This window comes from Neptuniibacter sp. QD37_6 (genome assembly GCF_047778085.1).
GTDB lineage: Bacteria > Pseudomonadota > Gammaproteobacteria > Pseudomonadales > Balneatricaceae > Neptuniibacter.
Map to the genome: position 1 here is coordinate 1,548,667 of NZ_CP180550.1, position 23,535 is coordinate 1,572,201.

The following is a 23,535-nucleotide window of genomic DNA, read 5'->3' on the forward strand; positions in this document are numbered from 1 at the left end:
CAGCGGTTTGAGTTAATAGCCAGATCGCTGTCCTGATTTGAATAATAAAAAGCTGAGAGATTAGCTTTGCTAACCCCTCTTGGCTTGAATGAACCTGACAGGTTGTGCCATGAATACTGAATACCGCAAGCCTCTTCCGGGTACCTCTATAGATTTCTTTGATACCCGCCAAGCGATTGAAGATATCCAGCCAGGTGCTTATGCAAAACTGCCATACACGTCTCGTGTTTTGGCTGAGCAACTGGTACGTCGCTGTGAGCCATCTGTGCTGACCGACTCTCTAAAACAATTGATTGAAACTAAACGTACACTGGACTTCCCTTGGTACCCAGCACGTGTTGTATGTCATGACATCCTTGGTCAGACTGCACTGGTTGACCTAGCAGGTCTGCGTGACGCGATTGCTGATCAAGGTGGTGATCCATCCAAGGTGAACCCAGTTGTACCGACTCAGCTTATTGTTGACCACTCTCTGGCTGTTGAAGCGCCAGGTTTCGATCCGGATGCATTTGAGAAAAACCGTGCGATTGAAGATCGTCGTAACGATGACCGTTTCCACTTTATCGACTGGTGTAAAACTGCGTTTGATAACGTAGATGTAATCCCAGCGGGTAACGGCATCATGCACCAGATCAACTTGGAGAAGATGTCTCCAGTTATCCAAAACCGTGATGGTGTAGCTTACCCAGATACTTGTGTAGGTACTGATTCCCACACGCCACACGTTGATGCACTAGGTGTAATTGCGATTGGTGTCGGTGGTCTAGAAGCAGAAACCGTTATGCTTGGTCTGCCTTCTATGATGCGTCTACCAGACATTGTCGGTGTGAAGATTGTTGGTGAGCGCCAATCTGGCATCACGGCAACAGATATTGCACTCGCGATGACTGAGTTCCTGCGTAATGAGAAAGTTGTTTCTGCTTACCTAGAGTTCTTCGGTCCAGGTGCTGCTACCTTGTCTATCGGTGACCGTGCGACGTTGTCTAACATGACACCTGAATACGGTGCGTCTGCGGGTATGTTCTACATCGATGAGCAGACTATCGATTACTTGAAGCTAACAGGCCGCGAACCAGAGCAAGTAGCACTAGTTGAGCAATATGCGAAACACACAGGTCTATGGGCTGATGATCTGGTTGAAGCACAGTACGAGCGTGTACTTGAGTTTGATTTATCTTCTGTTGGTCGTAACATGGCTGGCCCTTCTAACCCACATCGTCGTCTACCAACGACTGCGCTAAATGAGCGTGGTATTGCTGGCGAAGATATGTTGGCTGCAGCAAAAGCTGAAGAAGCAGAAGGCCTTATGCCAGATGGTGCGGTAATCATTGCTGCTATCACATCTTGTACAAACACATCTAACCCGCGCAACGTTGTTGCTGCAGGTCTAGTTGCTAAAAAGGCAAACGAACTAGGTCTAGTGCGTAAGCCTTGGGTGAAAACTTCTTTTGCACCAGGTTCTAAAGTTGCGAAACTTTACTTGGAAGAAGCAGGTCTATTACCAGAACTTGAGAAACTAGGTTTCGGTATCGTGGCATATGCATGTACTACATGTAACGGTATGTCCGGCGCGCTAGACCCTGTTATCGAGAAAGAAGTCGTTGAACGCGATCTTTATGCAACAGCTGTTCTATCGGGTAACCGTAACTTCGATGGGCGTATCCACCCACACGCCAAGCAAGCCTTCCTAGCGTCGCCACCGCTGGTAGTTGTTTACGCAATCGCAGGTACAGTTCGTTTCGATATCGAGAATGATGTATTGGCTGTTGTTGATGGCAAAGAGATCACACTAAAAGATCTATGGCCATCTGATGAAGAGATCGATGAAATCGTAGCTAAGGCAGTTAAGCCAGAGCAGTTCAACCAGATCTACATCCCAATGTTCGATCTGGGTGACGTTGAGCGTGCTGAAAGCCCGCTTTACGACTGGCGAGAAATGTCTACTTATATCCGCCGCCCTCCATACTGGGAAGGTGCATTGGCAGGCGAACGTACTATGAAAGGTATGCGTCCGCTGGCGGTTCTAGGTGACAACATTACAACTGACCACCTGTCCCCATCCAATGCGATTCAAGCGAGTTCAGCTGCAGGTGAATACTGCGCGAAGATGGGTCTTCCAGAAGAAGACTTTAACTCTTACGCAACTCACCGTGGTGACCACTTAACAGCACAGCGTGCAACGTTCGCTAACCCGAAACTGTTGAACGAAATGTGTCGTGACGAAAACGGTGAGATCAAGCAGGGTTCACTTGCGCGTATTGAGCCAGAAGGTACTGAAAGCCGCATGTGGGAAGCGATTGAAACCTACATGGAGCGTAAGCAGAACCTGATCATCGTTGCAGGTGCTGACTACGGTCAGGGCTCATCCCGAGATTGGGCAGCGAAAGGTGTACGCCTTGCAGGTGTGGAAACGATCGTTGCTGAAGGCTTCGAGCGTATCCACCGTACTAACTTAGTTGGTATGGGTGTACTACCTGTTCAGTTCAAAGAGGGTGATACCCGTAACACTTACGGTATTGATGGTACTGAGACATTCGACATCTTGGGTGATATCTCACCACGTTGTGATCTGACTCTGATCATCAACCGTGCTAACGGCGAGAAGGTAGAAGTACCAGTGACTTGTCGTTTGGATACTGCTGCGGAAGTACATGTGTACAACGCGGGTGGTGTTCTGCAGCGTTTCGCTAAAGATTTCCTAGAAGGAAATTAATAGCTGGCAGTTCCGATAGGCGTTGTTTGCAAATCCTAGCTCTACAGGCTCACGTAGGGCTGGGGTTTCAAAGTCGAGCAAGCAACGCCCATCATTTTGCCGATAACAGAAAGAAGCAAAACTTTTACTAACAATGACTGGCCAGAGTAGAGACTGCATGTGGCCTTGAATACAAGGTCATGTCAGTCATTGTTACTAAGCGTTTTATTCGAATTGATAGAGCAGCTTTCGATAGCTGTGTGAATCAAGTAGGAAAAATTTATGTCACACGTACCACAGATAAAAATCCCAGCGACTTACTATCGCGGTGGAACCAGTAAAGGTGTTTTCTTTCGTCGTCAGGATCTGCCAGAAGTAGCGCAAGAGCCAGGCGAAGCTCGTGACAACATACTAATGCGTGTGATTGGTAGCCCAGACCCTTACGGCCAGCAGATTGATGGCATGGGCGGTGCGACATCCAGTACCAGTAAAACCGTTATTTTAGATAAAAGTTCAGAACCAGATCACGATGTGGATTACCTGTTCGGTCAGGTAGCGATCAACAAACCTTTCGTAGATTGGTCAGGTAACTGCGGTAACTTGACTGCAGCGGTAGGTGCTTTCGCGATCAGTGGCGGTCTAGTTGACCCTGAGCGTATTCCTGAAAACGGTATCTGCACAGTTCGTATCTGGCAAAAGAATATTAAGAAAACCATTATTGCTCACGTGCCAATCACCAATGGTGAAGTGCAGGAAACCGGTGATTTTGAGTTGGACGGTGTAACTTTCCCAGCGGCTGAGGTTGTGATCGAGTTTATGGACCCGGCTGATGGTGAAGGTTCCATGTTCCCAACGGGTAACTTGGTTGATGATATGGAAGTGCCGGGTATTGGTACTTTTAAAGCAACGTTCATCAATGCAGGTATCCCGACTATCTTCGTGAATGCTGAAGATATTGGCTACAAAGGCACCGAGCTACAGAAAGATATTAATGGTAATGCTGATGAGTTGGCGCGTTTCGAAACTATGCGTGCACACGGTGCTGTGCAGATGGGTTTGATCAGCGATATCTCTGAAGCAGTTGCACGTCAGCATACGCCGAAGATTGCGTTTGTTGCGCCTGCGACTGACTACGAAGCATCAAGCGGTAAGCAGATCTCTGCAAATGATATTGATGTCTGTGTACGTGCATTATCTATGGGTAAATTACACCATGCGATGATGGGCACAGCCTCTGTTGCAATTGCGACAGCTGCAGCTGTACCAGGAACCTTAGTTAACCTTGCTGCCGGTGGTGGTGAGCGTGAAGCGGTAACCTTTGGTCACCCATCTGGCACATTGCGTGTCGGTGCTGCGGCTGAAGAGGTTAACGGCGATTGGACTGCTAAGAAAGCGGTAATGAGCCGAAGTGCCCGTGTAATTATGGAAGGCAATCTACGCATTCCAGGCGACAGTTTCTAGTTCTAGAGTAACCCTGAAGGGCTCACTGGGGTTCTATTTTCCTATCAGAGTAGATACTCCAGCTCTTCCTTAATGGCCACGCTTTTTTTGCGTGGTTTTTTTTATCTAGGATATACTGGCCGAACCATTTTTCATGAGTGGGTTTCAGTTTGTTGATTTTAAAGGATTTATTTTAGGGACTGAAAAAAGGGTAAAACCTGTTTAATATGTGGCTGCTCTTTAAAAATCAGTTAGTTACCCTTTTGTGATTCTAGTTCACTGCCGAATAGGCAGCTTAGAAAGGATACCTCGGCATCTCGCGCAATCACTACGCGTTCACTGCCGAATAGGCAGCTTATTTTTTGTTGGATAGGAAAAAAGAGCATACACCAGAAGAAAAGATAATGATGAGCCCAATACCGCTGATCATATCGGGCCATTCATCAAATAAAATAACGCCAAGTGCTGTGGCGATAATGAGTTGAGAATAAACAAACGGTGCAACAATACTAGCTTCTAGGTGTTTGCTGCTTTGCAGGATGATCAGATTTCCAATAGCAGACGCGAGTGAGCTAACTAAGATCAGTGTGACCAGATTGGTATCCAATTCTGCGGGAATGGTTGGTATAGCAATAGGTGCTAGGGCTAAACTGCCTGCTAAGAGAGTGGATACCAGAATGAGTCTTGGTCTAAATTGCCCAGCGAGCCATCGATTGCATACCAGCATACAACCAAAACACGTACCTGCTAGTAGTGCTAAAGGTGTGCCGGTTCCCATATCAAATCCTGGCTTTACTACCATCAGTACAGCGGCAAAGCCTATAAGCAAAGCGATTGAGCGCGCCGGTGTAATTGTCTCTTTAAGAATCAATCCGGCTAGAAAATAAGAAACGATTGGCCCTATAAAGAAGATGCCAAAGACATTGGCGATAGGTTCGGTTTTAAGTGCGGTTAGCATACTGAAGATAGCGCAGCTGAATAAGCCAGCGCGTATTAACAAGCGCCAGTTAAAGAGTTGACCGATCTCTTTAATCGTCAATCCGGAGAAGGGCAGAACAAACGCAAAGCCTACTGCTAGCCTGCTCCACGCAATAAAAAGCGGATCTACCCCCTGTATTCCGAGTAGTTTACCTGCAGAGTCCCCAACAGGGATGAGTGACAAGCCTACTAGCAGGAAAGCTATGAGAAGCGCTTTAGATTTTAACGTCATCCTTAACTCAGTATTAGGTCATGTAGGTGTAAGGACAGTACCCTAAGTCTGTTGTGATTCACAGCATTACGTCATGAAAAATGATTAAAAATTAATACGATAGAACTAAAAATTGATCGGGATATTTTCCCGAATTATTGGATAAAGTATGATCTGCCGCAACAAATGCAGGTAGAGCTTCGTTTTATACTGCAGCAGATATTTTATCTTCTAAGGATTTTTAGATATGAAAAAAATCAATTTTAGCTACATTACTGGCATCTTCCGTAGTTCTTCCGTCAGCTGCTTTTGCTGATAGCCTAGAAAGCTGTGTTGCTGCGATTCAGTCTTCTAAAGAAGGCCAGTTGGTTAAACTTGAAGCGCTAACAACCAATGGTAAAGATGTTTACTCCATTGAGTTGATTGATGGTCAGGAGCAAGAGTGGGAATTCACTTGTGACGTGGCTACAGGCAAAATTATCTACCAAGAAGGTGAAGTTGAATCTCCAGCTGATCCAAAATTCCAGAAGATGGCTAAGTTAGACGAAGCTAAAGCTGTTAGCATCGCTCAGGCTGCTTTCCCAGGTGAAGTAGAAGAAGTTGAGTTCGAGCTAAAGTCCGATGGTCATCCAGTATTTGAAGTAGATATCGAAAGCGAATCAGGTGCTGAAACTAAGGTTGAAGTCAGCGCTGTAGATGGCAAAATCCTAGAATCTTCTACTGAAAAGTGGGAGATCGGTATTGAAGAAGACGAGCGTCGTTAATATCTGCTTATAGATATATCTATCGCTGGACCTGTTCTGACAGCCAGTCAGTTAGCTGTCAGAACAGGACTTTACTCTGTAAGTTCTTTCTCTATCAGTCTTTTGCTGCTTTTAGCCGTTTTCTACCGAACTTGGCCTGTCTATAAACCTAATCCCACCAGAAGTACCAGCAGTCGTGGTTAAGTAGAACTTCTGCAAGCTTTGAAACCGTTTCAACACCTTGATCTACAATATCCGGACAATATAGATATTGCTCCCAAGCCAGTTCCATTGCTTCTTCTGCGGTTTGTGGTGGCTTAGTGATATAAGCTTCAATCACGTCATTGCTGACGCCGACAATCTTAGCGCCATACTTAAGCTGCCAGTGTTTCCACATTGCGCAGTGAACTTCTGGTTCAGGGCAGGCGTTCCATCCACCAAATTTAAAATGAGCAGGGATCTTCCAACTGCTGTCGGTTTTAATTTTAACTCCAAGCAGGCTTTCTACGGCTTCGCCAGTGACAAAGTCTGTCGCAAGATTAAAGCCTTGTTTATCGCTTGATTCAGCTTTCCATTCGCCGGTTATATCTGCGAGGTTTAACTCCTCATCTGATTCTAGCTGTTGGCGTCGTTTGTTGAGCCAGCTGGCTGCTTTGATCTTGGCTGCTGCTCTAATGATGTCTTTTGGAGATTGTGGCGATTCTAGAAGATGTTCTTCGATATAAGATTTATCTTCTTCAGTACCGCATACCACCAGTTTGTTATCTTTGCTGCTTGCCTTGATCGCTTTTGAGAAGGCATCAGTCGGGTCAAGATTGACGAATTTCATTTTCGGCCCTAAAGAATAGTTTCGCGTAATGGTATCAGAAATAGGGTAGTGATTTATAAGCCTGATTAAGCGGGTTAGGCAGTGGCTTTGTTAATCAGTATTTTTTAAGTACGGATCAAGTAGTTGTGTCCAGCTGAAAATAAGTTGCTCATATTCTTCAATACAACGTTCTGTGTGATCTTCTGATAAGTAGCCAACTTCGATGAGATTGTCATATTGGTCGGGTGCGCTACCATAAACATGGCAAAGCGTAGCGAAGAAGCGTTGCTCATCGAGGCTGTGTTCTCCCCAGAAGTCTTCGTCCTCTAATACGTCTCGATCTGTGCTTTCAAGGTCAAATAGATCTGCAGCACTGATAGCGATCTCCTGACCATCTTCAAACAGTTCTATAAGTAAAAATGTAGCGAGGCTGTCTGCAGCGTCTTCCTCTTTGCCGACGACGGGTAGCTCGTAGATATTAATTAAGGCATGGGCTAATTCATGAAAAAGTGTGTGAAGTAGTGCATCTTCAGTAGCTTCATCAATACTTACACCTGATTGCTGGTACTTCGCTTTATCAAATCTGTGTTGTACCTCTGTGATGAAGTCATAAGGAATGTGAATCTGGTTCTCGGTTGGATCGTAGAGAGGGCCGTCTTCGTAGCCAAAACGAACAGTTACATCAGGAGTGGTTTCTAGTAGTTCATTGGTGGCTGATTGAAATAAATCGAATGACCTCTCGACTATCTGTTTGGCCGATGTGTCAGTAACGCTTTCAATCGGTTCGAATGATCCGTTGATCTCTGCTTTTGGAGATGAGTTTGCTAGGATGAGTAGGGTGGCGAAGGTAAATAAATATGTGGCTCTCATCGCTAGGTGCCTCTTATGAATTAATTAAGGTTATTTGATTCTACGCAATATCTAAAGAATGAGCATACAGACATGATGCTTAAATCTTGCTGAATTCTTCTCGTAAGTCGCTGGGCGTTTCCCTATTTGAATTAGTCTCGACCTAATCTGACATATCTTCTTGAGAAAGAGAGAGTTACCCGTTTTGATAAAGGTGCTGAAATCTTAAATCAAAACAAAGGTAACTCTCATGTTGCATACTAGCAATCCCATCATTAAACACAAAGCAGGCTTACTCAACCTTGCGGAAGAACTTGGAAACGTCTCAAAAGCCTGCAAAGTAATGGGTGTCTCCCGTGATACGTTTTATCGCTATCAGGAACTTGTTGAGGAAGGCGGTGTTGATTCACTGATCAACCGATCTCGCAGAACGCCCAATGTCAAAAACCGTGTAGATGAGCAGATTGAGAACGCCGTCATTGAACACGCGATAGCTTTCCCCGCTCATGGCCAAGCCCGAACCAGTAACGAACTGCGTAAAGCTGGCGTGTTTGTATCGGGCAGTGGTGTTCGTTCCATCTGGCTACGTCATAACTTAGAAAACTTTAAAAAGCGCCTTTCGGCTCTGGAAGCAAAGGTTGCGAGTGAAGGTATCATTCTGACGGATGACCAAGTGGCTGCGCTTGAGAAGAAGAAACAAGATGACGAAGCCTGCGGTGAAATAGAAACGCATCATCCTGGCTATCTGGGTTCTCAGGACACGTTCTACGTGGGTAATCTAAAAGGGGTTGGCAGGATATATCAGCAAACCTTTGTTGATACGTACAGCAAGGTAGCGTTCGCTAAGCTCTACACGACGAAAACCCCAATTACCTCAGCCGATGTATTGAATGATCGTGTATTACCATTCTTTGAGGCTCAGGAGCTGCCTATGCTGCGTATCCTGACTGATCGAGGCACGGAATACTGTGGCAAGGTTGAGCAGCACGATTACCAGCTATATCTCGCCATCAACGATATTGATCACACGAAAACCAAAGCGAGACACCCACAGACTAACGGTATCTGTGAGCGCTTCCATAAAACGATATTGAACGAGTTTTATCAGGTTACGTTCCGTAAAAAGCTCTATGCTTCACTGGAAGAACTGCAAAAAGATCTGGACGAATGGCTGGATTATTACAACAATGAACGAACTCATCAGGGGAAAATGTGCTGTGGCAGAACGCCACTGGAAACATTGCTTGATGGAAAACAGATTTGGGCTGAAAAGAATTTAGCCCAAATCTAATCTGACAGTAGCACTGGAAAGAACGGGTAACTGTCAGATCAGGTCTGAGCTAGTACACCCTATTTGATCTATACGGAATATGAATAATACTGTCTTAGTTACTCTATCAATCTGAGGTCGGTTTAATGTGGTTGAACAGATATATTGCAGGGATGCTTTTCGTGTTTATACAATGTTCTTCTACTGTGGTTGCTGATCATGTGCCTGATACTATCTTAGCTAGCACTCTTCATTATCCTCCTTATGAATATCTTGCAGACGGTGAGCCTAAGGGGCTTGCTGTTGATATAGCTAAAGAGGCACTAACTAGAGTCGGCGTAAAGCAAATTGATTTTCAGTTTTTCCCTTGGAAGCGTGCGGTCTATGTGACTGAGCATGGAGAGCGTGATTTGCTGTTTAATGCGGGAAAAAATGAACCTCGCCAGAAATGGGGTTACTACGTTGATAGTGTCTTGATTCAGCAAAGCTATGTGCTGTTTAAGCGCAAATCTGATCAATTTCAGGTTCAGCCTGATTTTTCAAATGTTAAAGATAAAGATATCTCTGTTAGGGCGGGCTATCTATACGGAAGCGGTCTGTTCAGACAGGCGTTAGACAGTGAGAAGTTTCATAAAGTTGAGTTAGCTGATTCAACTGAACAAAGTGTTAACCAGTTGCTGAATGATCGAGTAGATATGTTTGTTGGTGATCTGCTGCCAGTGATGCACTACATCCAAGAGCAAGAGCTGGAAGATCAGATCGATATTGTTCTCTACAACGGTGAGCGAATGGAGGTGCTTTCTTGGTCAACTTATCTGTTGTTTTCTAAGTTGAGAGTGACGCCAAGTTTTGTAGAGAAAGTTCGGTTAGCGATGGAGCAGATGAAGGCAGATGGAACCTTTGCTGCGATCGAAAGCAAATACCAATATTAGGCAAGGCTAGTCATTTGGCAGGGCATTAAACTCTTCGCGCTTTTCGTTCATCCAAGCCTGCATCGCTTCAGGGTCTAACATCATCTGCTGTACTTTCTGCATGGCTGCTAGGTGGTCGGCATCTTGTTGCTGAAACATCTCCATACCATGTTGTTTGGCTAGTTCGGACATCTCTTCAAATGTGTTGGCTTTAAACTCAAGATCGCAACCGCCGCCAAGTTGCCTGCAGGTCATGGTTTTCACGCTATTTCTCCTATAGAAAAAATTCTGTTTAGTTGTTCGCTTCAGGGTAGTCGAAAGGGCTTAATTGGACAAACTTCGTTTAAAGAGTATGTGTGTAAGAAGGAGGGAGTTCATGGCAGAAACAAAAAAGCCCGCTGATTTCTCAGCGGGCTTTTTCAACGAGTTAAGTAATTAGATTACTTAGCTTCGTTTTTAGCTTTTACTTCAGCGATTACTTCGTCAGCAACATTCTGTGGGCATGCTGCATAGCGTTCAAATTCCATAGAGAACTGACCGCGACCAGAAGTAATAGTACGTAGGTGACCGATGTAACCAAACATTTCAGATAGTGGAACGTCTGCTTTGATGCGTACGCCAGTAGCGCCAGCTTCTTGGTCTTTGATCATGCCACGACGACGGTTAAGGTCACCGATTACATCACCAACGTTGTCATCTGGAGTGAATACGTCAACTTTCATGATTGGCTCAAGAAGTTGTGCACCCGCTTTAGGGATAGACTGACGGAAAGCGCCTTTAGCTGCGATTTCGAATGCTACAGCAGAGGAGTCAACCGCGTGGAAGCCACCGTCGTATAGTTCGATTTCAACGTCTAGTACAGGGAAGCCTGCTAGTACACCTTGTTCCATCATGCCAGCGAAGCCTTTTTCGATCGCTGGGAAGAATTCTTTAGGTACGTTACCGCCTACTACTGTAGAAGTGAACGTGAAGCCAGAGTTTGGCTCACCTGGCTTGATGCGGTAATCGATCTTACCGTACTGACCAGAACCACCAGACTGCTTCTTGTGCGTGTAGCTGTCTTCAACAGACTGAGTGATCGTTTCACGGTATGCAACCTGTGGCTTACCTACTTCTAGCTCAACGCCGTAAGTACGCTTAAGGATGTCTACCTTAATGTCTAGGTGAAGTTCACCCATACCTTTAAGGATTGTTTCACCAGAATCTTCGTCAGTTTCAACTACGAAAGATGGGTCTTCTGCAACCATCTTACCGATAGCGATACCCATTTTCTCAGTAGAACCTTTGTCCTTAGGAGTTACAGCAATAGAGATTACTGGCTCAGGGAAGATCATTGGCTCAAGAGTACAAGGGTTCTTCTGATCACATAGAGTGTGACCAGTCTGAACGTTCTTCATACCAACAATTGCGATGATGTCACCAGCTTGAGCAGAATCTAGCTCAGTACGGTCATCAGCGTGCATCTCAACCATACGGCCGATACGCTCAGTTTTGCCAGTGTAAGAGTTAAGGATTGTGTCACCCTTGTTAAGAACACCAGAGTAAACACGTACGAAAGTTAGAGCGCCGAAACGGTCATCCATGATCTTGAATGCAAGTGCACGGAATGGCTCATCTATAGCTACTGTAGCTACTTCGCCAGTTGGCTCACCAGTTTCTTTGTCAGTTAGTGGCTGAGCGTCAACTTCTACTGGGTTCGGTAGGTAGTCAACAACAGCATCTAGAACAAGCTGGATACCTTTGTTCTTGTATGCAGAACCACAGAAAGTTGGGAAGAAGTCTAGTTTACGAGTACCTTCACGGATGCAACGTTGGATCTCTTCTAGAGAAGGCTCAGTTCCTTCTTCTAGGTATTCCATCATTAGGTCTTCGTCTTGCTCTAGAGCAGTTTCGATTAGTTGCTCACGGTACATAGCCGCATCGTCTACTAGGTCAGCAGGGATGTCAGTTACTTCGTAGTTCTCTGGAAGGCCAGAATCGTCCCAGATGTAAGCTTTTTGAGATAGAACGTCTACAACACCTGTGAAGTTGTCTTCACGGCCGATTGGTAGAGTCATAACTAGTGGGTTAGCGCCTAGTACGTTCTTAACCTGATCTACAACGCGGTAGAAGTCAGCACCAAGACGGTCTAGTTTGTTTACGAAGATCAAACGAGCTACTTCAGACTCGTTCGCGTAACGCCAGTTAGTTTCAGACTGAGGTTCTACACCACCGGAACCACAGAATACACCTACACCACCATCAAGTACTTTTAGGGAACGGTATACTTCAACTGTGAAGTCAACGTGGCCCGGAGTATCGATGATGTTCATGCGGTGATCTTTCCAGAAACAAGTCGTCGCTGCAGACTGGATTGTGATACCACGCTCAGCTTCCTGCTCCATGAAGTCAGTAGTAGCTTCGCCATCGTGAACGTCACCCATCTTATGGATCTTACCAGTAAGCTTAAGGATACGTTCTGTTGTTGTGGTTTTACCCGCATCTACGTGCGCGAAAATACCGATGTTTCTGTACTTGGTTAAGTCTGTCATCTCTATACTCGACTAAGTGAGGTCCTAAAATTGCGCGACAGTATACAAGGTTTTTTATGACTTTTCGAAGAAAAATTACAAGGAAATACTTCTTTCTGCTGATATTTATTTAAGAAGGGGGATTAACGCTAGGCTTTTAAAAATTCTGGTAGTTTTTTTAACTGAAAATTAGATTTTAAGTTACTGATATATGAGGGTTATTGATATTTTTCGGAATAAAAAAATAAATTGCACTCCTTTATCGCTTTTATAACTCCCGATAGTGTTTGCTACCAAAAAATGGTCGTGCCCCCAAAAAAGAAACAGATTTAGATTGAATAGGGATTTGAATGATTGCGATGACTGATTATGATCCACTGTAGATAAATATTTTAGGTAGTTATGAGTATGTTAAGTGTTGATGTACTGATCGGATTTATTGTTGCGTCTACGTTAATTTCCTATGCGCCAGGGCCCGATAATATTTTTGTTTTGATACAGTCGATTCTTCATGGTCGTAAAGCCGGTATCGTTGTAACTCTTGGCTTATGTACGGGTCTGCTATTTCACACCGTTGCTGTAACTTTAGGTGTGGCTGCAATTTTTCAGGCTAGTGCTTTGGCGTTTACCCTGCTTAAAGTGGTCGGTGTGGGTTATCTACTTTATTTAGCGTTTATCTCTTTTCGGGCGGCCGCTGCCAAGGTGTCTCTGTCAGATCAGCCACAATTTAGTGCGATGCAACTCTATCGTCGTGGAATTCTGATGAGCTCTACTAATCCAAAATTGGCGATCTTCTTTATGGCCTTCCTGCCTCAGTTTGCCGACCCAGCGGTTGGCTCACTAAGTCAGCAGTTATTTACCTTAAGTATGGTTTTTATCGTTGTAGCTTTCTTTGTTATGAGCTCAGTGGCGCTACTTTCGGGGAGTTTGCGTGGTTGGATTCAAGATTCCGAATTGGGTCAATCGATTATTAATAAAGTCGCTGGCACCGTCTTTGTTGGTTTGGCGCTGAAGCTGGTAACGACTGAAAGATAATGCTGCTTCATCTTGCGTACTACTTAGCTAGATCACGCCAGTGATCGTAATCTTCAGTAATAAAGCCTGCGTGTATATAAGCTTGGCGAATCGCATCTGGTGATTTTTGTCTTTGCTCTTTGATGTAGCTTTGCAGAATATTGAAAAGCTGAGTATCACGCGCTGGCAAAATAAAAGAGCGGGATGCATCAAAACTGACTTTTACGCCCGGTATTCTGATTAATTCGCCGCCGATTCTTGTGACGACCGGCTCTTTAAGGTAGGAGAGGGTAAAGTCTCCACGGCCACTGGAGATGAAATTAGCAATGAGGTTTCTAGTGGGTAGCAGGTTAACTTGCTTAGTCCCGATATCGTTCAGGGCCACTTGGTCAGTTTTCCAGCTTTTAACGGTAACGCCTTTTAATTTGGTGACATCGATATTTTCACCTAACTCCAAAATGTCAGTTCTGTTTTTGGTGGAAAAAATACCAACCTGAAATTCCCCTTTGCGAATAATAGGCGCGGTTATTAAGAGGTTTTTGTCTTCGAGATGATCGCTTTCAAACAGTGATTGACCAACCATATCAATCTTATTGTTAGTGGCTAACTGCAGACCACGAGCAACATTGGGGTATGGCACCAGTCGAATAATATCGACGTAACCCGCTGACTTAACAGCGTTGCAAATGACCATGATATCCATGGTGATTCGTTGAGAGTCTTTAAGTTGTTCGGAGTCTAGTTCTGGGCACTCTTTTACCGGTAATACATTTGAATAGCCGGCTCTACCTGCGGCTAATTTAAAATGCTCATTAACGTAATTAGCATGAACACCAATTGATAGGGTGTCTGCACTAAGTTGGCTTGATACTAATAACAGCAGTGTTAGAAAAGATCGCATTGTACAACTCAACCAAATTGGACCATTTTATTGTAGTAGATCAACCAGTTAAGGAATATAGGACTTCCGAGGTTAAAAAGTCTTATATCAATGGCTATAATGCGCCTCCTTATTACAACGTGTGTTAGGTCAGGTATTAATGGACGCTCTCGACGAGATCAAAGAATTTTTAGCATGTGAAACTCCCGATTCTTGGATACAAGCTGCTTTGCAGAATCAGGATATCCTTCTGATTGATCATGCGCATTGTGAGAAGAAAGCGGCTTCGACAGCAATGACATTGATGTTTCGCTATGTTGATCGTCTTGAGTTGTTAAACAAGATGTCACGTCTAGCACGTGAAGAGCTGATTCACTTTGAGCAAGTGCTGGCGATCATGCAGGATAGAGGTGTGGTTTATGATCACATGTCTTCTGCAAGATATGCAGGTGGTATGCGTACCCATACACGTACATCTGAGCCGGGCCGTTTGATCGATGTTTTAATTATTGGTGCTTATATAGAAGCACGTTCTTGTGAGCGTTTTGCCAAATTGGCGCCGTTCTTAGATGAGGAACTGGCTAAGTTCTATCGCTCCTTGCTGAAATCAGAAGGCCGTCACTACCAAGATTACTTAGGTCTTGCAGCAGACTATGCCGGTGAACCTATTGATGAGCGTGTAGCGTTTTTCCGCGAAGTTGAGCGAGAGCTGATTGAATCTCCGGATGACGAGTTCCGTTTCCATAGCGGTGCTCCAACATTCATCTGAGTGTAAGTGCTTAAAGAAAAAGGCTGCAATTGCGGCCTTTTTTAATGATCTTGTCGTGAGTACTTAATCACTCGATTTCGAAGCTAATGAGATCGTATCCATCTTGATCGACTTTAAGATACCAGCCGAGTGTGTCCCAATCGCCGAGCACAATACGTGTCGCAGACTCGGAAGCTAGCTCCACTTCATGTACAGCAGGTCTATGGGTATGACCATGGATCATCAGTGAAACTTTGTTATCAGCAAAAGATTGTTTAACCGCGTCTGCATTTACATCAGTGATGTAATCAGACTTTTCGGTTGTGCGTTGTTTGCTGGTGTCTCTCAGTTGTCGAGCGATAGCTAAACGCTCTTCTAATGACTTACTTAAGAAATCTTGTTGCCACTGTGGATTGCGAACCAAAGCGCGGAACTGCATGTACTCAGTATCATCTGTACAAAGCTGATCACCATGAAGCACCACGGCATTGCCAATTGGCAGCGGAAGTACAAGTTCTTCAGGTAGCAGTTTGGCACCGATGCTTTGGCAGAACTGTTCGCCTACCAAAAAATCGCGGTTGCCGTGTTGGAAGAAAATTTCACAGCCTTTGTCACTCAATGTTTTGAGTTGCTGTAAAAGATCATCCAAGCCGGGGGTAGGGCAATCGTCGCCAATCCATGCTTCGAAAATATCCCCTAGAAGATACAGCTGTGTCGCATCGGTAGCAGTATGTTCTAGGAAATACGAAAACGCCCGGGTAAGATCCGGGCGTTCGGGTTTCAGATGTATATCTGAGACAAAGTATACGGGCATTATTCTTCTTCTGCGCTTTCTACTTCTTCTGTAACGATTTCAGCTGATTCGATGATGATATCTTCAACCGGTACATCTTGGTGGCCTGCGCGGATAGTAGTCGATGCAGCTTTTAGTTTGTTAACTACATCCATACCGTCAACAACTTTACCAAATACCGCGTAACCCCAGCCTTCAGTTGTCTTAGCTGTGTGGTCAAGGAAAGTGTTGTCAGAAACATTAATAAAGAACTGTGCAGATGCGCTGTGTGGATCCATTGTGCGTGCCATAGCGATAGTGCCTGCCGCATTAGATAGACCGTTGTCTGCTTCGTTTTCAATAGTTTCGCGAGTGGTTTTTTGTACCATACCTGGTTCAAAACCGCCGCCTTGGATCATGAAGCCATTGATTACACGATGGAAAATAACGCCATCGTAGAAGCCTTCCGTGACATATTGCTCGAAGTTTGCTGCTGTTTTCGGAGCTTTTTCGTGGTCTAGCTCTATAGAGATATCACCAAAATTAGTATGGAGGATGATCATTGTTGTAAAGTCCACTTCTTCGCCTTTGACTGGCCCATTATACGCAAGTCTAAGAGAAACGCATCACTGTTTATTCCTAAGTGGCGAATAATTGATTCTAAAGTACCAACCCCAAAGAATTGTAGGCGGCCTTTTTGGTATGCGGGGATTACTTAGAAATTTATTGAAAAAATCTTACTGATATTCACTGCCAATTAGGCGGCGCATCCGTTTATAATGTACAACAATTTATGCCCTATAGATGTGGACGCGTTTCAGGGCAATTCAGAATTCATGCAATGTCGGGATTAAGACGTTTTTATGAGCAATACAGAAAGCAGTAAACCTACTAACTTTATTCATCAGGTGATTGAACAGGATCTGGAAGACGGTAAGAACAACGGAAAAGTTGTTACACGTTTTCCGCCAGAGCCAAATGGTTATCTTCACATTGGCCACGCTAAGTCTATCTGCCTGAACTTTGGCACTGCTGAGAAATATAACGGCGAATGTAATCTACGTTTTGATGACACTAACCCGACCAAAGAAGATCAAGAATACGTTGATGCGATCAAGCAAGACGTTGAATGGTTAGGTTTTAAGTGGGCGGGTGAAGTTCGTTACGCGTCAAACTACTTTGATCAGTTCTACGAGTGGGCGCAGCACCTTGTTCGTGAAGGCAAAGCATACGTTTGTGACCTAAGCCCAGAAGAAGCAAAAGAATACCGTGGTTGGGCTACTGAACCAGGTAAAGACAGCCCATACCGTGAGCGTTCACCTGAAGAGAACCTTGATCTACTCGAGCGCATGCGCAAGGGCGAGTTTGACGAAGGTAGCTGTGTACTGCGCGCTAAGATCGACATGGCTTCTTCTAACATGAACCTGCGTGACCCGATTCTTTACCGAATTCGTAAAGAATCTCACCACCAGACAGGTGACAAGTGGTGCATCTACCCAAGCTACGACTTTGCGCATGGCCAAGAAGATGCGATTGAAGGCGTAACGCACTCAATCTGTACGCTAGAGTTTGCTGATCACCGCCCATTGTACGAGTGGTTCATCGAGAACCTACCTGTACCATCTCAGCCACGTCAGTATGAGTTTGGTCGTCTAAACCTGAACTACACAGTAACCAGTAAGCGTAAGCTGAAGCAGCTTGTTGATGAAAACCATGTAAATGGTTGGGATGACCCGCGTATGCCTACTATCTCTGGCCTACGTCGTCGTGGTTATACGCCAGCTGCTGTACGTAACTTCTGTGACAGCCTAGCGGTTGCTAAAACTGACGGCACAGTTGATATGGCTCAGTTCGAATTCTTCGTGCGTGAAGATCTAGACAAAAATGCACCGCGTGCAATGTGTGTTGTTCAGCCACTGAAAGTCACAATCACTAACTATGATGAAGGTCAGGAAGAGTGGTTCGAGCTGCCTAAGCATCCTAAAGATGAAACGATGGGTGTTCGTAAAGTTCCTTTTACACGTAACATTCTTATCGAACAAGACGACTTTGCTGAAGTACCGCCACGTAAGTGGAAGCGTCTAACGCAAGGTGTTGCTGTTCGTCTACGTGGTTCTTACGTTATTACCTGCCAAGAAGTTATCAAAGATGCGGATGGTAACGTTGTTGAATTGAAATGTACTTACGATCCTGCAACTGCCGGCGCGAATCCAGAAGGCTACAAAGCTAAAGGCGTTGTACACTGGGTATCTGCTGATAACTCTGTACCTTGTGAAGTGCGCGAGTACGATCGTTTGTTCTCCGAAGCAAACCCAACAGGCGATAAGGAAAAAGATTTCCTTGAGTTTATCAACCCAGAATCTCTAGTGGTTAGAACTGACAGCCGTTGTGAAGTAGGTCTAGCTGATGCAGCAGTGGAAAGCGCTTACCAGTTTGAGCGTACCGGTTACTTCTGCGTAGATTCAGACTCTACAGCTGATAAGTTGGTATTTAACCGTACCGCTGGCCTGCGTGATTCGTGGGGGAAATAAATTAAGACCCGCTAGTAGCAGCTAAGGTCAGCTAAAACCGGCTAAGAGCAGAGATGCTTTTAGCCGGTTTTTCGTTTTTGGCTGATTTTATCCGCACCAGGCTGTTTCTTCCTGCCTTTATCCGATTCTTACCCGCCCTTATTAACTCCTTCGCGGCAGGCACTTAATAGCTGTTCTGCAAAATCGTCCTCATTAACCGCTCTGGCAATCGCAACCCCACCAATCATTAGCACTGCTTTCTTAATCGCTTCGCTCTCATCGAGGGCTGGCTGGCCTTCATTTAGCTCATGGATATTATTGATAAAGCCTTTCAGTACGCGGGTATACGTTGTGCGGACCTGATCATCTCGTTGATGAATGTCCGTGGTTAAGAATGCTAAAGGGCAGCAGAACTCACCATTCCGATGTTTGTCGCTCAGGTAAGTTTCAATAATATCCGACAACTGAAAACCAGAGCGTTCAATGGTATGACTTTTAGCTAGGTGAGCAGCGCTCAATATCGCTTCGGCGTAGAGATCGCTCTTAGATTCAAAGTGATTGTAAAACGCCCCTCGGGTTAGACCGGCGTGTTTCATCACATCGTTAATCGCGACTTTATCAAAGCCATCTTTGGTAAAGAGTTCTGCAGCGCTATCAATAATCTTTTTACGACTTTGTTGCTTTTGTTCAGCCGTCCAACCCATAAAACTACTCCTGTACTTGCTTATGGCGGAGTATGGCATAAGTTTAAAATATGTTCTTGAACATATTGTGTCGGTCAATAAAGTGGAGCTCAAGTAGTTAACTGAATGAGTTAACCGAATTAGATAACAGGAGTTTAAGCATGACTGCACCAATCCGAATTTATGGTCCATCTTTCAGTACATTTGTGCGCAGTGTGATGATGGCTTGCGAGCTAAAAGGACTGCCTTACGAGGTAACTACACAAGTGGATGGCGAAGCAGTGGGTTTTCATACCCCAGGCCATAAAGCGATCCACCCATATACCAAATTCCCAGTGCTACTAACTGATAAAGGGCCAATTCCAGAGACCGTTGCGATTCTGCATTACTTAGAAAATGAATACGGTGGCGCAAAACTTTATCCAACCGATCCATATGCTCAAGCCCAAGTGGAAGCGTGGAGTGGTATCAGCGGTATCTATGTCGATTTTGAAATCGTGCGTAAAGTATTGCTTGAGTTCATCTTCCCGAAAGGTGAAAACGGCACAGTACGCATGGATAAAGTTGAAGCTGCTGTTCCAGGTATCGAAAACGCACTATCCGTCGTTGCTGATCAACTAGCTGATTATCCTTTTATCTGCGGTTACGAACTTACAGCTGCAGATCTAATCTTGATCCCAATTATCGATTACATCGAAGGCAATGAAGTAGGTAAGCCGTTGGTGGCTAAGCACGAAAATGTACTGAACTATATCCAGACGATTCGCCAGCAGGATTTTGCTAAGGATGTTCTTAAATAGATTCAGGACGCTACGCTAGAGGACGCTGCTGCGCAGCTAGAGATCGGCTTCGCCTTTTAGGACGCTTTGCTAGAGAAAAAGCAAAAGAGCAATTTAGAAGTTGATTAGAAATAAGGGGGTAATGGGATGACTGTTACACCCTTTTTTTATGGTTTGATTTATATATTAGGCATGACTGATGCTTGCTTTCCATCTAGTGCCAAGTTAAAAATACCTATAAACAGACAGATGGACGTCTGGCATGGGGAGATATACGGAGCTTTTGTTTATAAAGAATGTATATCAATAGATATAGAGCATGCGCGGTTTGTCACGGAAGAATTTTAAATATCCCTAAAATAACCCTTCCTTTTCAATTCGTTACATCTGTTCTTAAACAAATGCAGTTAGGGTAGATATACGGACCCCTGTATATACAAATGTTAGGCAGGGAATAGATCGAGAATATGAATGAAATCATAAATTACTTACAGCTTACTGCCAACGCCTTTGCATTAGGTGTCGCAGGGTGGGTTTATCTAGCTTATATGAAGAACTTAGGTTCCATGCTAAAGCTTAAAGATGAGCAAATTACTACTGTAGAAAAAAGCTTGTCGCATTTAAAAGACAAAGTGGCTGAAATGGAAAAGAGATCTCCAGAAAACATGGAGAAAGTTCTGAATGAACGAATAAAGATCAGAGAAGATGAAATTGGACGATTAGATAGCGATAAGAAAGGACATGAAAAAGAGCTTGAAGTAGCCAACCAACAATTAGCTAGATTAAAAAGTGAGCTAGAAAAAACCAAAGATATTCGAAAAACCATGGAGCTTCTGGATCTTCAATTCGATGAGGAAGATGAAGAGCTTTTCGGTGCTGATGCTGAATACGAAATAGAAGAGATGGGTATGGTTGCAGTTGATAGTGGCCAGTTAATGATTTCAGATCCTTGCTATATTGATTCTGAATGGGAAGATCAGAAATTTGAAGATATTCGTCTGTATAGAGATACCAAGACTGATGAGATTTATCAGTTTAGGAAACATTTCCAACGCTATGACGAGAAAATTGAAGGTTTCACTGAGACGGTAAATGAGTTGAATCAATCAGGCCGGTTTGAGGCTATTGAGATTGATAACACCGATAAAATTTCTTTTTCTTATGCCGGTGCATGCTATGCAACAATGAATGACGATGGTTATGGGTCATTACCATTTCGTTTAGGTCATGAAGGTGCGGGCTTGGCAGTTAGAACAGCTCTTGGAGATGGTATGTATCCTGTGTACGCTGAAAAGTATGGCGGCAAAATTGTCCGAGTTTATTTCAACTTAATATAAATGCCTAACAACCGCCAGTTTTGCAGCGGCTGCGGCAGGCGTTAGGCTTCAGGAGAGATATGGAAAGTAATCCAATACAAAGCGTTGTTAGAGCTCGAGTAGCTGCAATGATGGCAAAATATCAAGAAGCCGAGTCTGTGACTCATATGGGTATGCGTGGTCAATTAAGGGAGAAATACTTAATTGAGTTCTTTCAGGATGTCATCCCGCAATCTTATTCAATAACTTCAGGAATAATTTGCGATGCCTCTGGCTTAAGCAGCATGCAAATGGATTTTATTGTGGCGAATGATGCACTGCTGCCATCACTTGCATTACATGATGACATATCGATAGTTCCTGTTGAAGCATCGTTAATGACGGCAGAGATAAAGTCGACTTTACATAAGCAGGCATTGGATCAGGTTGAAAGTCAGTCAAAATCTATAAGTAAGTTGCGTTATACGAATAGACAAGGACAAGAATCTATTCAGCTTGCTGAACAAAAGGTTTTAGTTCCTTCAATTATTCTTGCTTACGATTGTAAAGTTAGCCTAGATACCTTAAAAGATTTCTTAAGCCGGAACCCTTTCGTTGTAGGTATTTGTGTCGTTGGCCAGTTTTCTCTTTTAAAGCTAAATTCATCAAGCTCAACATTTATTGAGCCAAGTGATGAGCATGGCCAATATTGGGAAACCTTAGTATTTGTAGGGAAGCTATATCATGCTTTACAAGATGTTGCTTTTGGGCGGGCAATAAACCCTAACTGGGATCAATATATGCAAGGGTACAAGTAAAAGGCCTAACAAGTGGCAGCAACTGTCCGCCAAAATTGTCACTTAAATTGCTTGCGCAATTACGCGCCATTTTTGGCGGCGGCTGTGCCAGGCGTTAGCTGCACCTCTAAATCCCAATACCAAGGAAATATCATGAAAGAGATCACCAGAATAAATCATGTAGGGTTGAGAGTTCGGGATATGGATGTCTCTCGTGAATTCTATGAGAAGCTTGGATTTGAATTTATCGTTGGTCCTGTGGGACCAGAGCCTGTTGCTATTATTGAGCATCCATCAGGAATAAATATAAATCTTATTTTGAATGTCTCTAAAGAGGCACCTAAAAAGAATATGTTGATGGAAGCAGACCTGAAATACCCTGGCTATACACATATTGCTCTTGAAATAACCGATTACAATTCCGCAAAAGCTAGCATTCAGGAGCTTGGTTTCCCGATTACTGGAGAAGTTGAATACGAGGGTGCTCAGTTTTTCTTTATTAGAGATCCTGATGACAATGTAATCGAGTTTCATCAACCAGCCAGTAGGGTGTAATAGCAGAGCGTATTACACAAATTCATGATTTTAATGGTGCAATACACTTCGTTATTGCACCCTACGATCCATGCCGCAGCGGCTTTTCCTCTAGCCGCGTAGCGGCGTCCTCTAGCGAAGCGTTCTAAAAGGCGAAGCCGATCTCTAGCTGCGAAGCAGCGTCCTATTTTTTAAAAACCACCGTCCTATTACCATTGAGGAATACTCGTTTCTCAATATGGTACCTCACCGCTCGAGATAGTGTGATGCGCTCAATATCCCTACCTTTAGCGATCAGATCTTCTGGATAGTAGGTATGGTCAACAGGTTCAATTCCTTGGGCAATGATTGGGCCTTCATCGAGATCCGCATTGATATAGTGTGCGGTAGCACCCACCGTTTTCACGCCTTTTTCATAAGCTTGGTGATAGGGTTTTGCACCTTTAAAGCCGGGTAGGAGTGAGTGATGGATATTGATCGCCCAGCCTTCGAGTTTTTGACAGAGTTCATCCGAAAGCACTTGCATATATCGAGCTAAAACAACGAGATCGGCGTTTATGTCTTCAATTAATTTCCAGAGTTGCTGTTCCTGCTGCTGTTTACTTTCTGGAGTAATAGGAAGGTGGTGATAAGGGATCTGATACCAGTCTGCTAGATCTTTCAGATCGGGGTGGTTAGAAATGATAGCGGGTATATCGATGTTTAACTGACCAATCTGCTTTTTGTAGAGCAGGTCATTGAGGCAGTGATCAAATTTCGATACCAGAATAACAACTCTGGGTTTGTAATCACTGGGCTGCAATTCCCATTGCATATCAAATTTGTCAGTTCTGAGGGAAAAGCGTTGGCTGAATGTGCTCTGATCAAAGTGGCTATTGGTTCTAAAGCATGCTCGGATAAAAAAATGCTGACTGCTCTCGTCATCAAAGGAGTGGAGCTCTTCTATATAGTGTTCGTTCTCGTAGAGAAAACCCGTCACCGCATCAACTGTACCCAGTTCGCTGGGGCAGCTAGCCGTGAGTATCCATGAGCTACCAGTCATTTCACTCTCCTTTACCAGATAATAATTAAGTCTAGACGATCTTTTTTGGCTCCATAAATGGTAATGAGG

Annotated in this window: 22 protein-coding genes; 12 read left to right on the forward strand and 10 right to left on the reverse strand. The window is 44.2% G+C overall.

Annotation, left to right across the window (positions count from 1 at the left end; genetic code table 11):
- Nucleotides 1-109: 109 nt before the first annotated feature.
- Entirely contained in the window at nucleotides 110-2,713 is a 2,604-nt protein-coding gene (acnD, locus tag ACMXYO_RS07260; RefSeq protein WP_415887841.1) for a Fe/S-dependent 2-methylisocitrate dehydratase AcnD, read from the forward strand.
- Between the two features lie 261 nt (nucleotides 2,714-2,974).
- Nucleotides 2,975-4,153, forward strand: coding sequence for a 2-methylaconitate cis-trans isomerase PrpF (gene prpF, locus ACMXYO_RS07265; RefSeq protein ID WP_415881523.1), 1,179 nt, complete (start codon nucleotides 2,975-2,977; stop codon nucleotides 4,151-4,153).
- Between the two features lie 334 nt (nucleotides 4,154-4,487).
- On the opposite strand, the gene ACMXYO_RS07270 is transcribed toward prpF, so the two are convergent.
- The gene (locus ACMXYO_RS07270; protein ID WP_415887842.1) at nucleotides 4,488-5,342 is read right to left on the reverse strand and encodes a DMT family transporter; all 855 of its coding nucleotides are present in this window, start codon (nucleotides 5,340-5,342) and stop codon (nucleotides 4,488-4,490) included.
- Between the two features lie 344 nt (nucleotides 5,343-5,686).
- Here ACMXYO_RS07270 and ACMXYO_RS07275 point away from each other — a divergent pair, with 344 nt between their 5' ends.
- Nucleotides 5,687-6,085 carry a PepSY domain-containing protein gene (locus ACMXYO_RS07275; RefSeq protein WP_415887843.1) on the forward strand — a complete coding sequence of 133 codons (399 nt, stop codon included), beginning with the start codon at nucleotides 5,687-5,689 and terminating at the stop codon, nucleotides 6,083-6,085.
- Between the two features lie 148 nt (nucleotides 6,086-6,233).
- Here ACMXYO_RS07275 and ACMXYO_RS07280 read toward each other — a convergent pair whose 3' ends face one another.
- Both ACMXYO_RS07280 and ACMXYO_RS07285 read right to left on the reverse strand, forming a co-directional pair.
- Nucleotides 6,234-6,893 carry a DUF4253 domain-containing protein gene (locus ACMXYO_RS07280; RefSeq protein ID WP_415887844.1) on the reverse strand — a complete coding sequence of 220 codons (660 nt, stop codon included), beginning with the start codon at nucleotides 6,891-6,893 and terminating at the stop codon, nucleotides 6,234-6,236.
- A 90-nt stretch (nucleotides 6,894-6,983) separates the two neighbouring features.
- Nucleotides 6,984-7,742, reverse strand: a complete 759-nt coding sequence (locus ACMXYO_RS07285) for a DUF4344 domain-containing metallopeptidase (protein ID WP_415887845.1) — start codon at nucleotides 7,740-7,742, stop codon at nucleotides 6,984-6,986.
- 229 nt (nucleotides 7,743-7,971) lie between these two features.
- Here ACMXYO_RS07285 and ACMXYO_RS07290 point away from each other — a divergent pair, with 229 nt between their 5' ends.
- Nucleotides 7,972-9,012 carry an IS481 family transposase gene (locus ACMXYO_RS07290; protein WP_415884719.1) on the forward strand — a complete coding sequence of 347 codons (1,041 nt, stop codon included), beginning with the start codon at nucleotides 7,972-7,974 and terminating at the stop codon, nucleotides 9,010-9,012.
- A gap of 161 nt (nucleotides 9,013-9,173) precedes the next feature.
- Nucleotides 9,174-9,923, forward strand: coding sequence for a substrate-binding periplasmic protein (locus ACMXYO_RS07295; protein ID WP_415887846.1), 750 nt, complete (start codon nucleotides 9,174-9,176; stop codon nucleotides 9,921-9,923).
- A 6-nt stretch (nucleotides 9,924-9,929) separates the two neighbouring features.
- Here ACMXYO_RS07295 and ACMXYO_RS07300 read toward each other — a convergent pair whose 3' ends face one another.
- Both ACMXYO_RS07300 and fusA read right to left on the reverse strand, forming a co-directional pair.
- Nucleotides 9,930-10,157 (reverse strand): DUF1059 domain-containing protein, encoded by a 228-nt coding sequence (locus ACMXYO_RS07300; RefSeq protein ID WP_415888081.1) that lies wholly within the window; start codon nucleotides 10,155-10,157, stop codon nucleotides 9,930-9,932.
- A 185-nt stretch (nucleotides 10,158-10,342) separates the two neighbouring features.
- Nucleotides 10,343-12,433: an elongation factor G gene (gene fusA / locus ACMXYO_RS07305; RefSeq protein WP_415887847.1), complete on the reverse strand. Its 2,091-nt coding sequence runs from the start codon at nucleotides 12,431-12,433 to the stop codon at nucleotides 10,343-10,345.
- Nucleotides 12,434-12,814: 381 nt separating this feature from the next.
- Here fusA and ACMXYO_RS07310 point away from each other — a divergent pair, with 381 nt between their 5' ends.
- On the forward strand, nucleotides 12,815-13,447 hold the full coding sequence (locus tag ACMXYO_RS07310) for a LysE family translocator (protein WP_415887848.1): 633 nt from the start codon (nucleotides 12,815-12,817) through the stop codon (nucleotides 13,445-13,447).
- A gap of 19 nt (nucleotides 13,448-13,466) precedes the next feature.
- On the opposite strand, the gene ACMXYO_RS07315 is transcribed toward ACMXYO_RS07310, so the two are convergent.
- Nucleotides 13,467-14,327 carry a hypothetical protein gene (locus ACMXYO_RS07315; protein WP_415887849.1) on the reverse strand — a complete coding sequence of 287 codons (861 nt, stop codon included), beginning with the start codon at nucleotides 14,325-14,327 and terminating at the stop codon, nucleotides 13,467-13,469.
- Nucleotides 14,328-14,466: 139 nt separating this feature from the next.
- On the opposite strand from ACMXYO_RS07315, the gene ACMXYO_RS07320 reads away from it, so the two are divergent.
- Complete coding sequence (locus ACMXYO_RS07320; protein WP_415887850.1) at nucleotides 14,467-15,075, forward strand: tRNA-(ms[2]io[6]A)-hydroxylase; 609 nt, start codon at nucleotides 14,467-14,469, stop codon at nucleotides 15,073-15,075.
- A 67-nt stretch (nucleotides 15,076-15,142) separates the two neighbouring features.
- Here the strand turns inward: ACMXYO_RS07320 and ACMXYO_RS07325 are convergent, their stop codons facing one another.
- Together ACMXYO_RS07325 and ACMXYO_RS07330 are read right to left on the reverse strand one after the other, a co-directional pair.
- Complete coding sequence (locus tag ACMXYO_RS07325) at nucleotides 15,143-15,868, reverse strand: UDP-2,3-diacylglucosamine diphosphatase (RefSeq protein ID WP_415887851.1); 726 nt, start codon at nucleotides 15,866-15,868, stop codon at nucleotides 15,143-15,145.
- Nucleotides 15,868-16,389, reverse strand: coding sequence for a peptidylprolyl isomerase (locus ACMXYO_RS07330; RefSeq protein ID WP_415884660.1), 522 nt, complete (start codon nucleotides 16,387-16,389; stop codon nucleotides 15,868-15,870). The genes ACMXYO_RS07325 and ACMXYO_RS07330 overlap by 1 nt, the downstream gene beginning before the upstream one ends.
- A 300-nt stretch (nucleotides 16,390-16,689) precedes the next feature.
- Here ACMXYO_RS07330 and ACMXYO_RS07335 point away from each other — a divergent pair, with 300 nt between their 5' ends.
- Nucleotides 16,690-18,357: a glutamine--tRNA ligase/YqeY domain fusion protein gene (locus ACMXYO_RS07335; protein WP_415887852.1), complete on the forward strand. Its 1,668-nt coding sequence runs from the start codon at nucleotides 16,690-16,692 to the stop codon at nucleotides 18,355-18,357.
- 128 nt (nucleotides 18,358-18,485) lie between these two features.
- On the opposite strand, the gene ACMXYO_RS07340 is transcribed toward ACMXYO_RS07335, so the two are convergent.
- Entirely contained in the window at nucleotides 18,486-19,040 is a 555-nt protein-coding gene (locus tag ACMXYO_RS07340) for a TetR/AcrR family transcriptional regulator (protein WP_415881513.1), read from the reverse strand.
- 140 nt (nucleotides 19,041-19,180) lie between these two features.
- Here ACMXYO_RS07340 and ACMXYO_RS07345 point away from each other — a divergent pair, with 140 nt between their 5' ends.
- The 4 genes from ACMXYO_RS07345 to ACMXYO_RS07360 all read left to right on the forward strand — a co-directional run bounded on the left by ACMXYO_RS07345 (nucleotide 19,181) and on the right by ACMXYO_RS07360 (nucleotide 22,445).
- The gene (locus ACMXYO_RS07345; protein WP_415887853.1) at nucleotides 19,181-19,819 is read left to right on the forward strand and encodes a glutathione S-transferase family protein; all 639 of its coding nucleotides are present in this window, start codon (nucleotides 19,181-19,183) and stop codon (nucleotides 19,817-19,819) included.
- A 446-nt stretch (nucleotides 19,820-20,265) separates the two neighbouring features.
- Nucleotides 20,266-21,135, forward strand: coding sequence for a hypothetical protein (locus ACMXYO_RS07350; RefSeq protein ID WP_415887854.1), 870 nt, complete (start codon nucleotides 20,266-20,268; stop codon nucleotides 21,133-21,135).
- Nucleotides 21,136-21,194: 59 nt separating this feature from the next.
- Nucleotides 21,195-21,911 carry a DUF6602 domain-containing protein gene (locus ACMXYO_RS07355; RefSeq protein ID WP_415887855.1) on the forward strand — a complete coding sequence of 239 codons (717 nt, stop codon included), beginning with the start codon at nucleotides 21,195-21,197 and terminating at the stop codon, nucleotides 21,909-21,911.
- Between the two features lie 132 nt (nucleotides 21,912-22,043).
- A complete protein-coding gene (locus tag ACMXYO_RS07360) occupies nucleotides 22,044-22,445 on the forward strand; it encodes a VOC family protein (RefSeq protein WP_415887856.1) in 402 nt (133 codons plus the stop codon).
- 163 nt (nucleotides 22,446-22,608) lie between these two features.
- Here the strand turns inward: ACMXYO_RS07360 and purU are convergent, their stop codons facing one another.
- Entirely contained in the window at nucleotides 22,609-23,466 is an 858-nt protein-coding gene (gene purU, locus ACMXYO_RS07365) for a formyltetrahydrofolate deformylase (protein ID WP_415887857.1), read from the reverse strand.
- Nucleotides 23,467-23,535 lie beyond the last annotated feature (69 nt).

Coding starts and splice junctions, on each gene's coding strand:
- acnD (WP_415887841.1), top strand. CDS start 110: ATGAATACTGAATACCGCAAGCCTCTTCCGGGTACCTCTATAGATTTC.
- fusA (WP_415887847.1), bottom strand. CDS start 12,433: ATGACAGACTTAACCAAGTACAGAAACATCGGTATTTTCGCGCACGTA.
- ACMXYO_RS07280 (WP_415887844.1), bottom strand. CDS start 6,893: ATGAAATTCGTCAATCTTGACCCGACTGATGCCTTCTCAAAAGCGATC.
- ACMXYO_RS07315 (WP_415887849.1), bottom strand. CDS start 14,327: ATGCGATCTTTTCTAACACTGCTGTTATTAGTATCAAGCCAACTTAGT.
- ACMXYO_RS07285 (WP_415887845.1), bottom strand. CDS start 7,742: ATGAGAGCCACATATTTATTTACCTTCGCCACCCTACTCATCCTAGCA.
- ACMXYO_RS07300 (WP_415888081.1), bottom strand. CDS start 10,157: ATGACCTGCAGGCAACTTGGCGGCGGTTGCGATCTTGAGTTTAAAGCC.
- ACMXYO_RS07340 (WP_415881513.1), bottom strand. CDS start 19,040: ATGGGTTGGACGGCTGAACAAAAGCAACAAAGTCGTAAAAAGATTATT.
- purU (WP_415887857.1), bottom strand. CDS start 23,466: ATGACTGGTAGCTCATGGATACTCACGGCTAGCTGCCCCAGCGAACTG.
- ACMXYO_RS07345 (WP_415887853.1), top strand. CDS start 19,181: ATGACTGCACCAATCCGAATTTATGGTCCATCTTTCAGTACATTTGTG.
- ACMXYO_RS07350 (WP_415887854.1), top strand. CDS start 20,266: ATGAATGAAATCATAAATTACTTACAGCTTACTGCCAACGCCTTTGCA.
- prpF (WP_415881523.1), top strand. CDS start 2,975: ATGTCACACGTACCACAGATAAAAATCCCAGCGACTTACTATCGCGGT.
- ACMXYO_RS07270 (WP_415887842.1), bottom strand. CDS start 5,342: ATGACGTTAAAATCTAAAGCGCTTCTCATAGCTTTCCTGCTAGTAGGC.
- ACMXYO_RS07325 (WP_415887851.1), bottom strand. CDS start 15,868: ATGCCCGTATACTTTGTCTCAGATATACATCTGAAACCCGAACGCCCG.
- ACMXYO_RS07310 (WP_415887848.1), top strand. CDS start 12,815: ATGAGTATGTTAAGTGTTGATGTACTGATCGGATTTATTGTTGCGTCT.
- ACMXYO_RS07290 (WP_415884719.1), top strand. CDS start 7,972: ATGTTGCATACTAGCAATCCCATCATTAAACACAAAGCAGGCTTACTC.
- ACMXYO_RS07355 (WP_415887855.1), top strand. CDS start 21,195: ATGGAAAGTAATCCAATACAAAGCGTTGTTAGAGCTCGAGTAGCTGCA.
- ACMXYO_RS07330 (WP_415884660.1), bottom strand. CDS start 16,389: ATGATCATCCTCCATACTAATTTTGGTGATATCTCTATAGAGCTAGAC.
- ACMXYO_RS07320 (WP_415887850.1), top strand. CDS start 14,467: ATGGACGCTCTCGACGAGATCAAAGAATTTTTAGCATGTGAAACTCCC.
- ACMXYO_RS07335 (WP_415887852.1), top strand. CDS start 16,690: ATGAGCAATACAGAAAGCAGTAAACCTACTAACTTTATTCATCAGGTG.
- ACMXYO_RS07360 (WP_415887856.1), top strand. CDS start 22,044: ATGAAAGAGATCACCAGAATAAATCATGTAGGGTTGAGAGTTCGGGAT.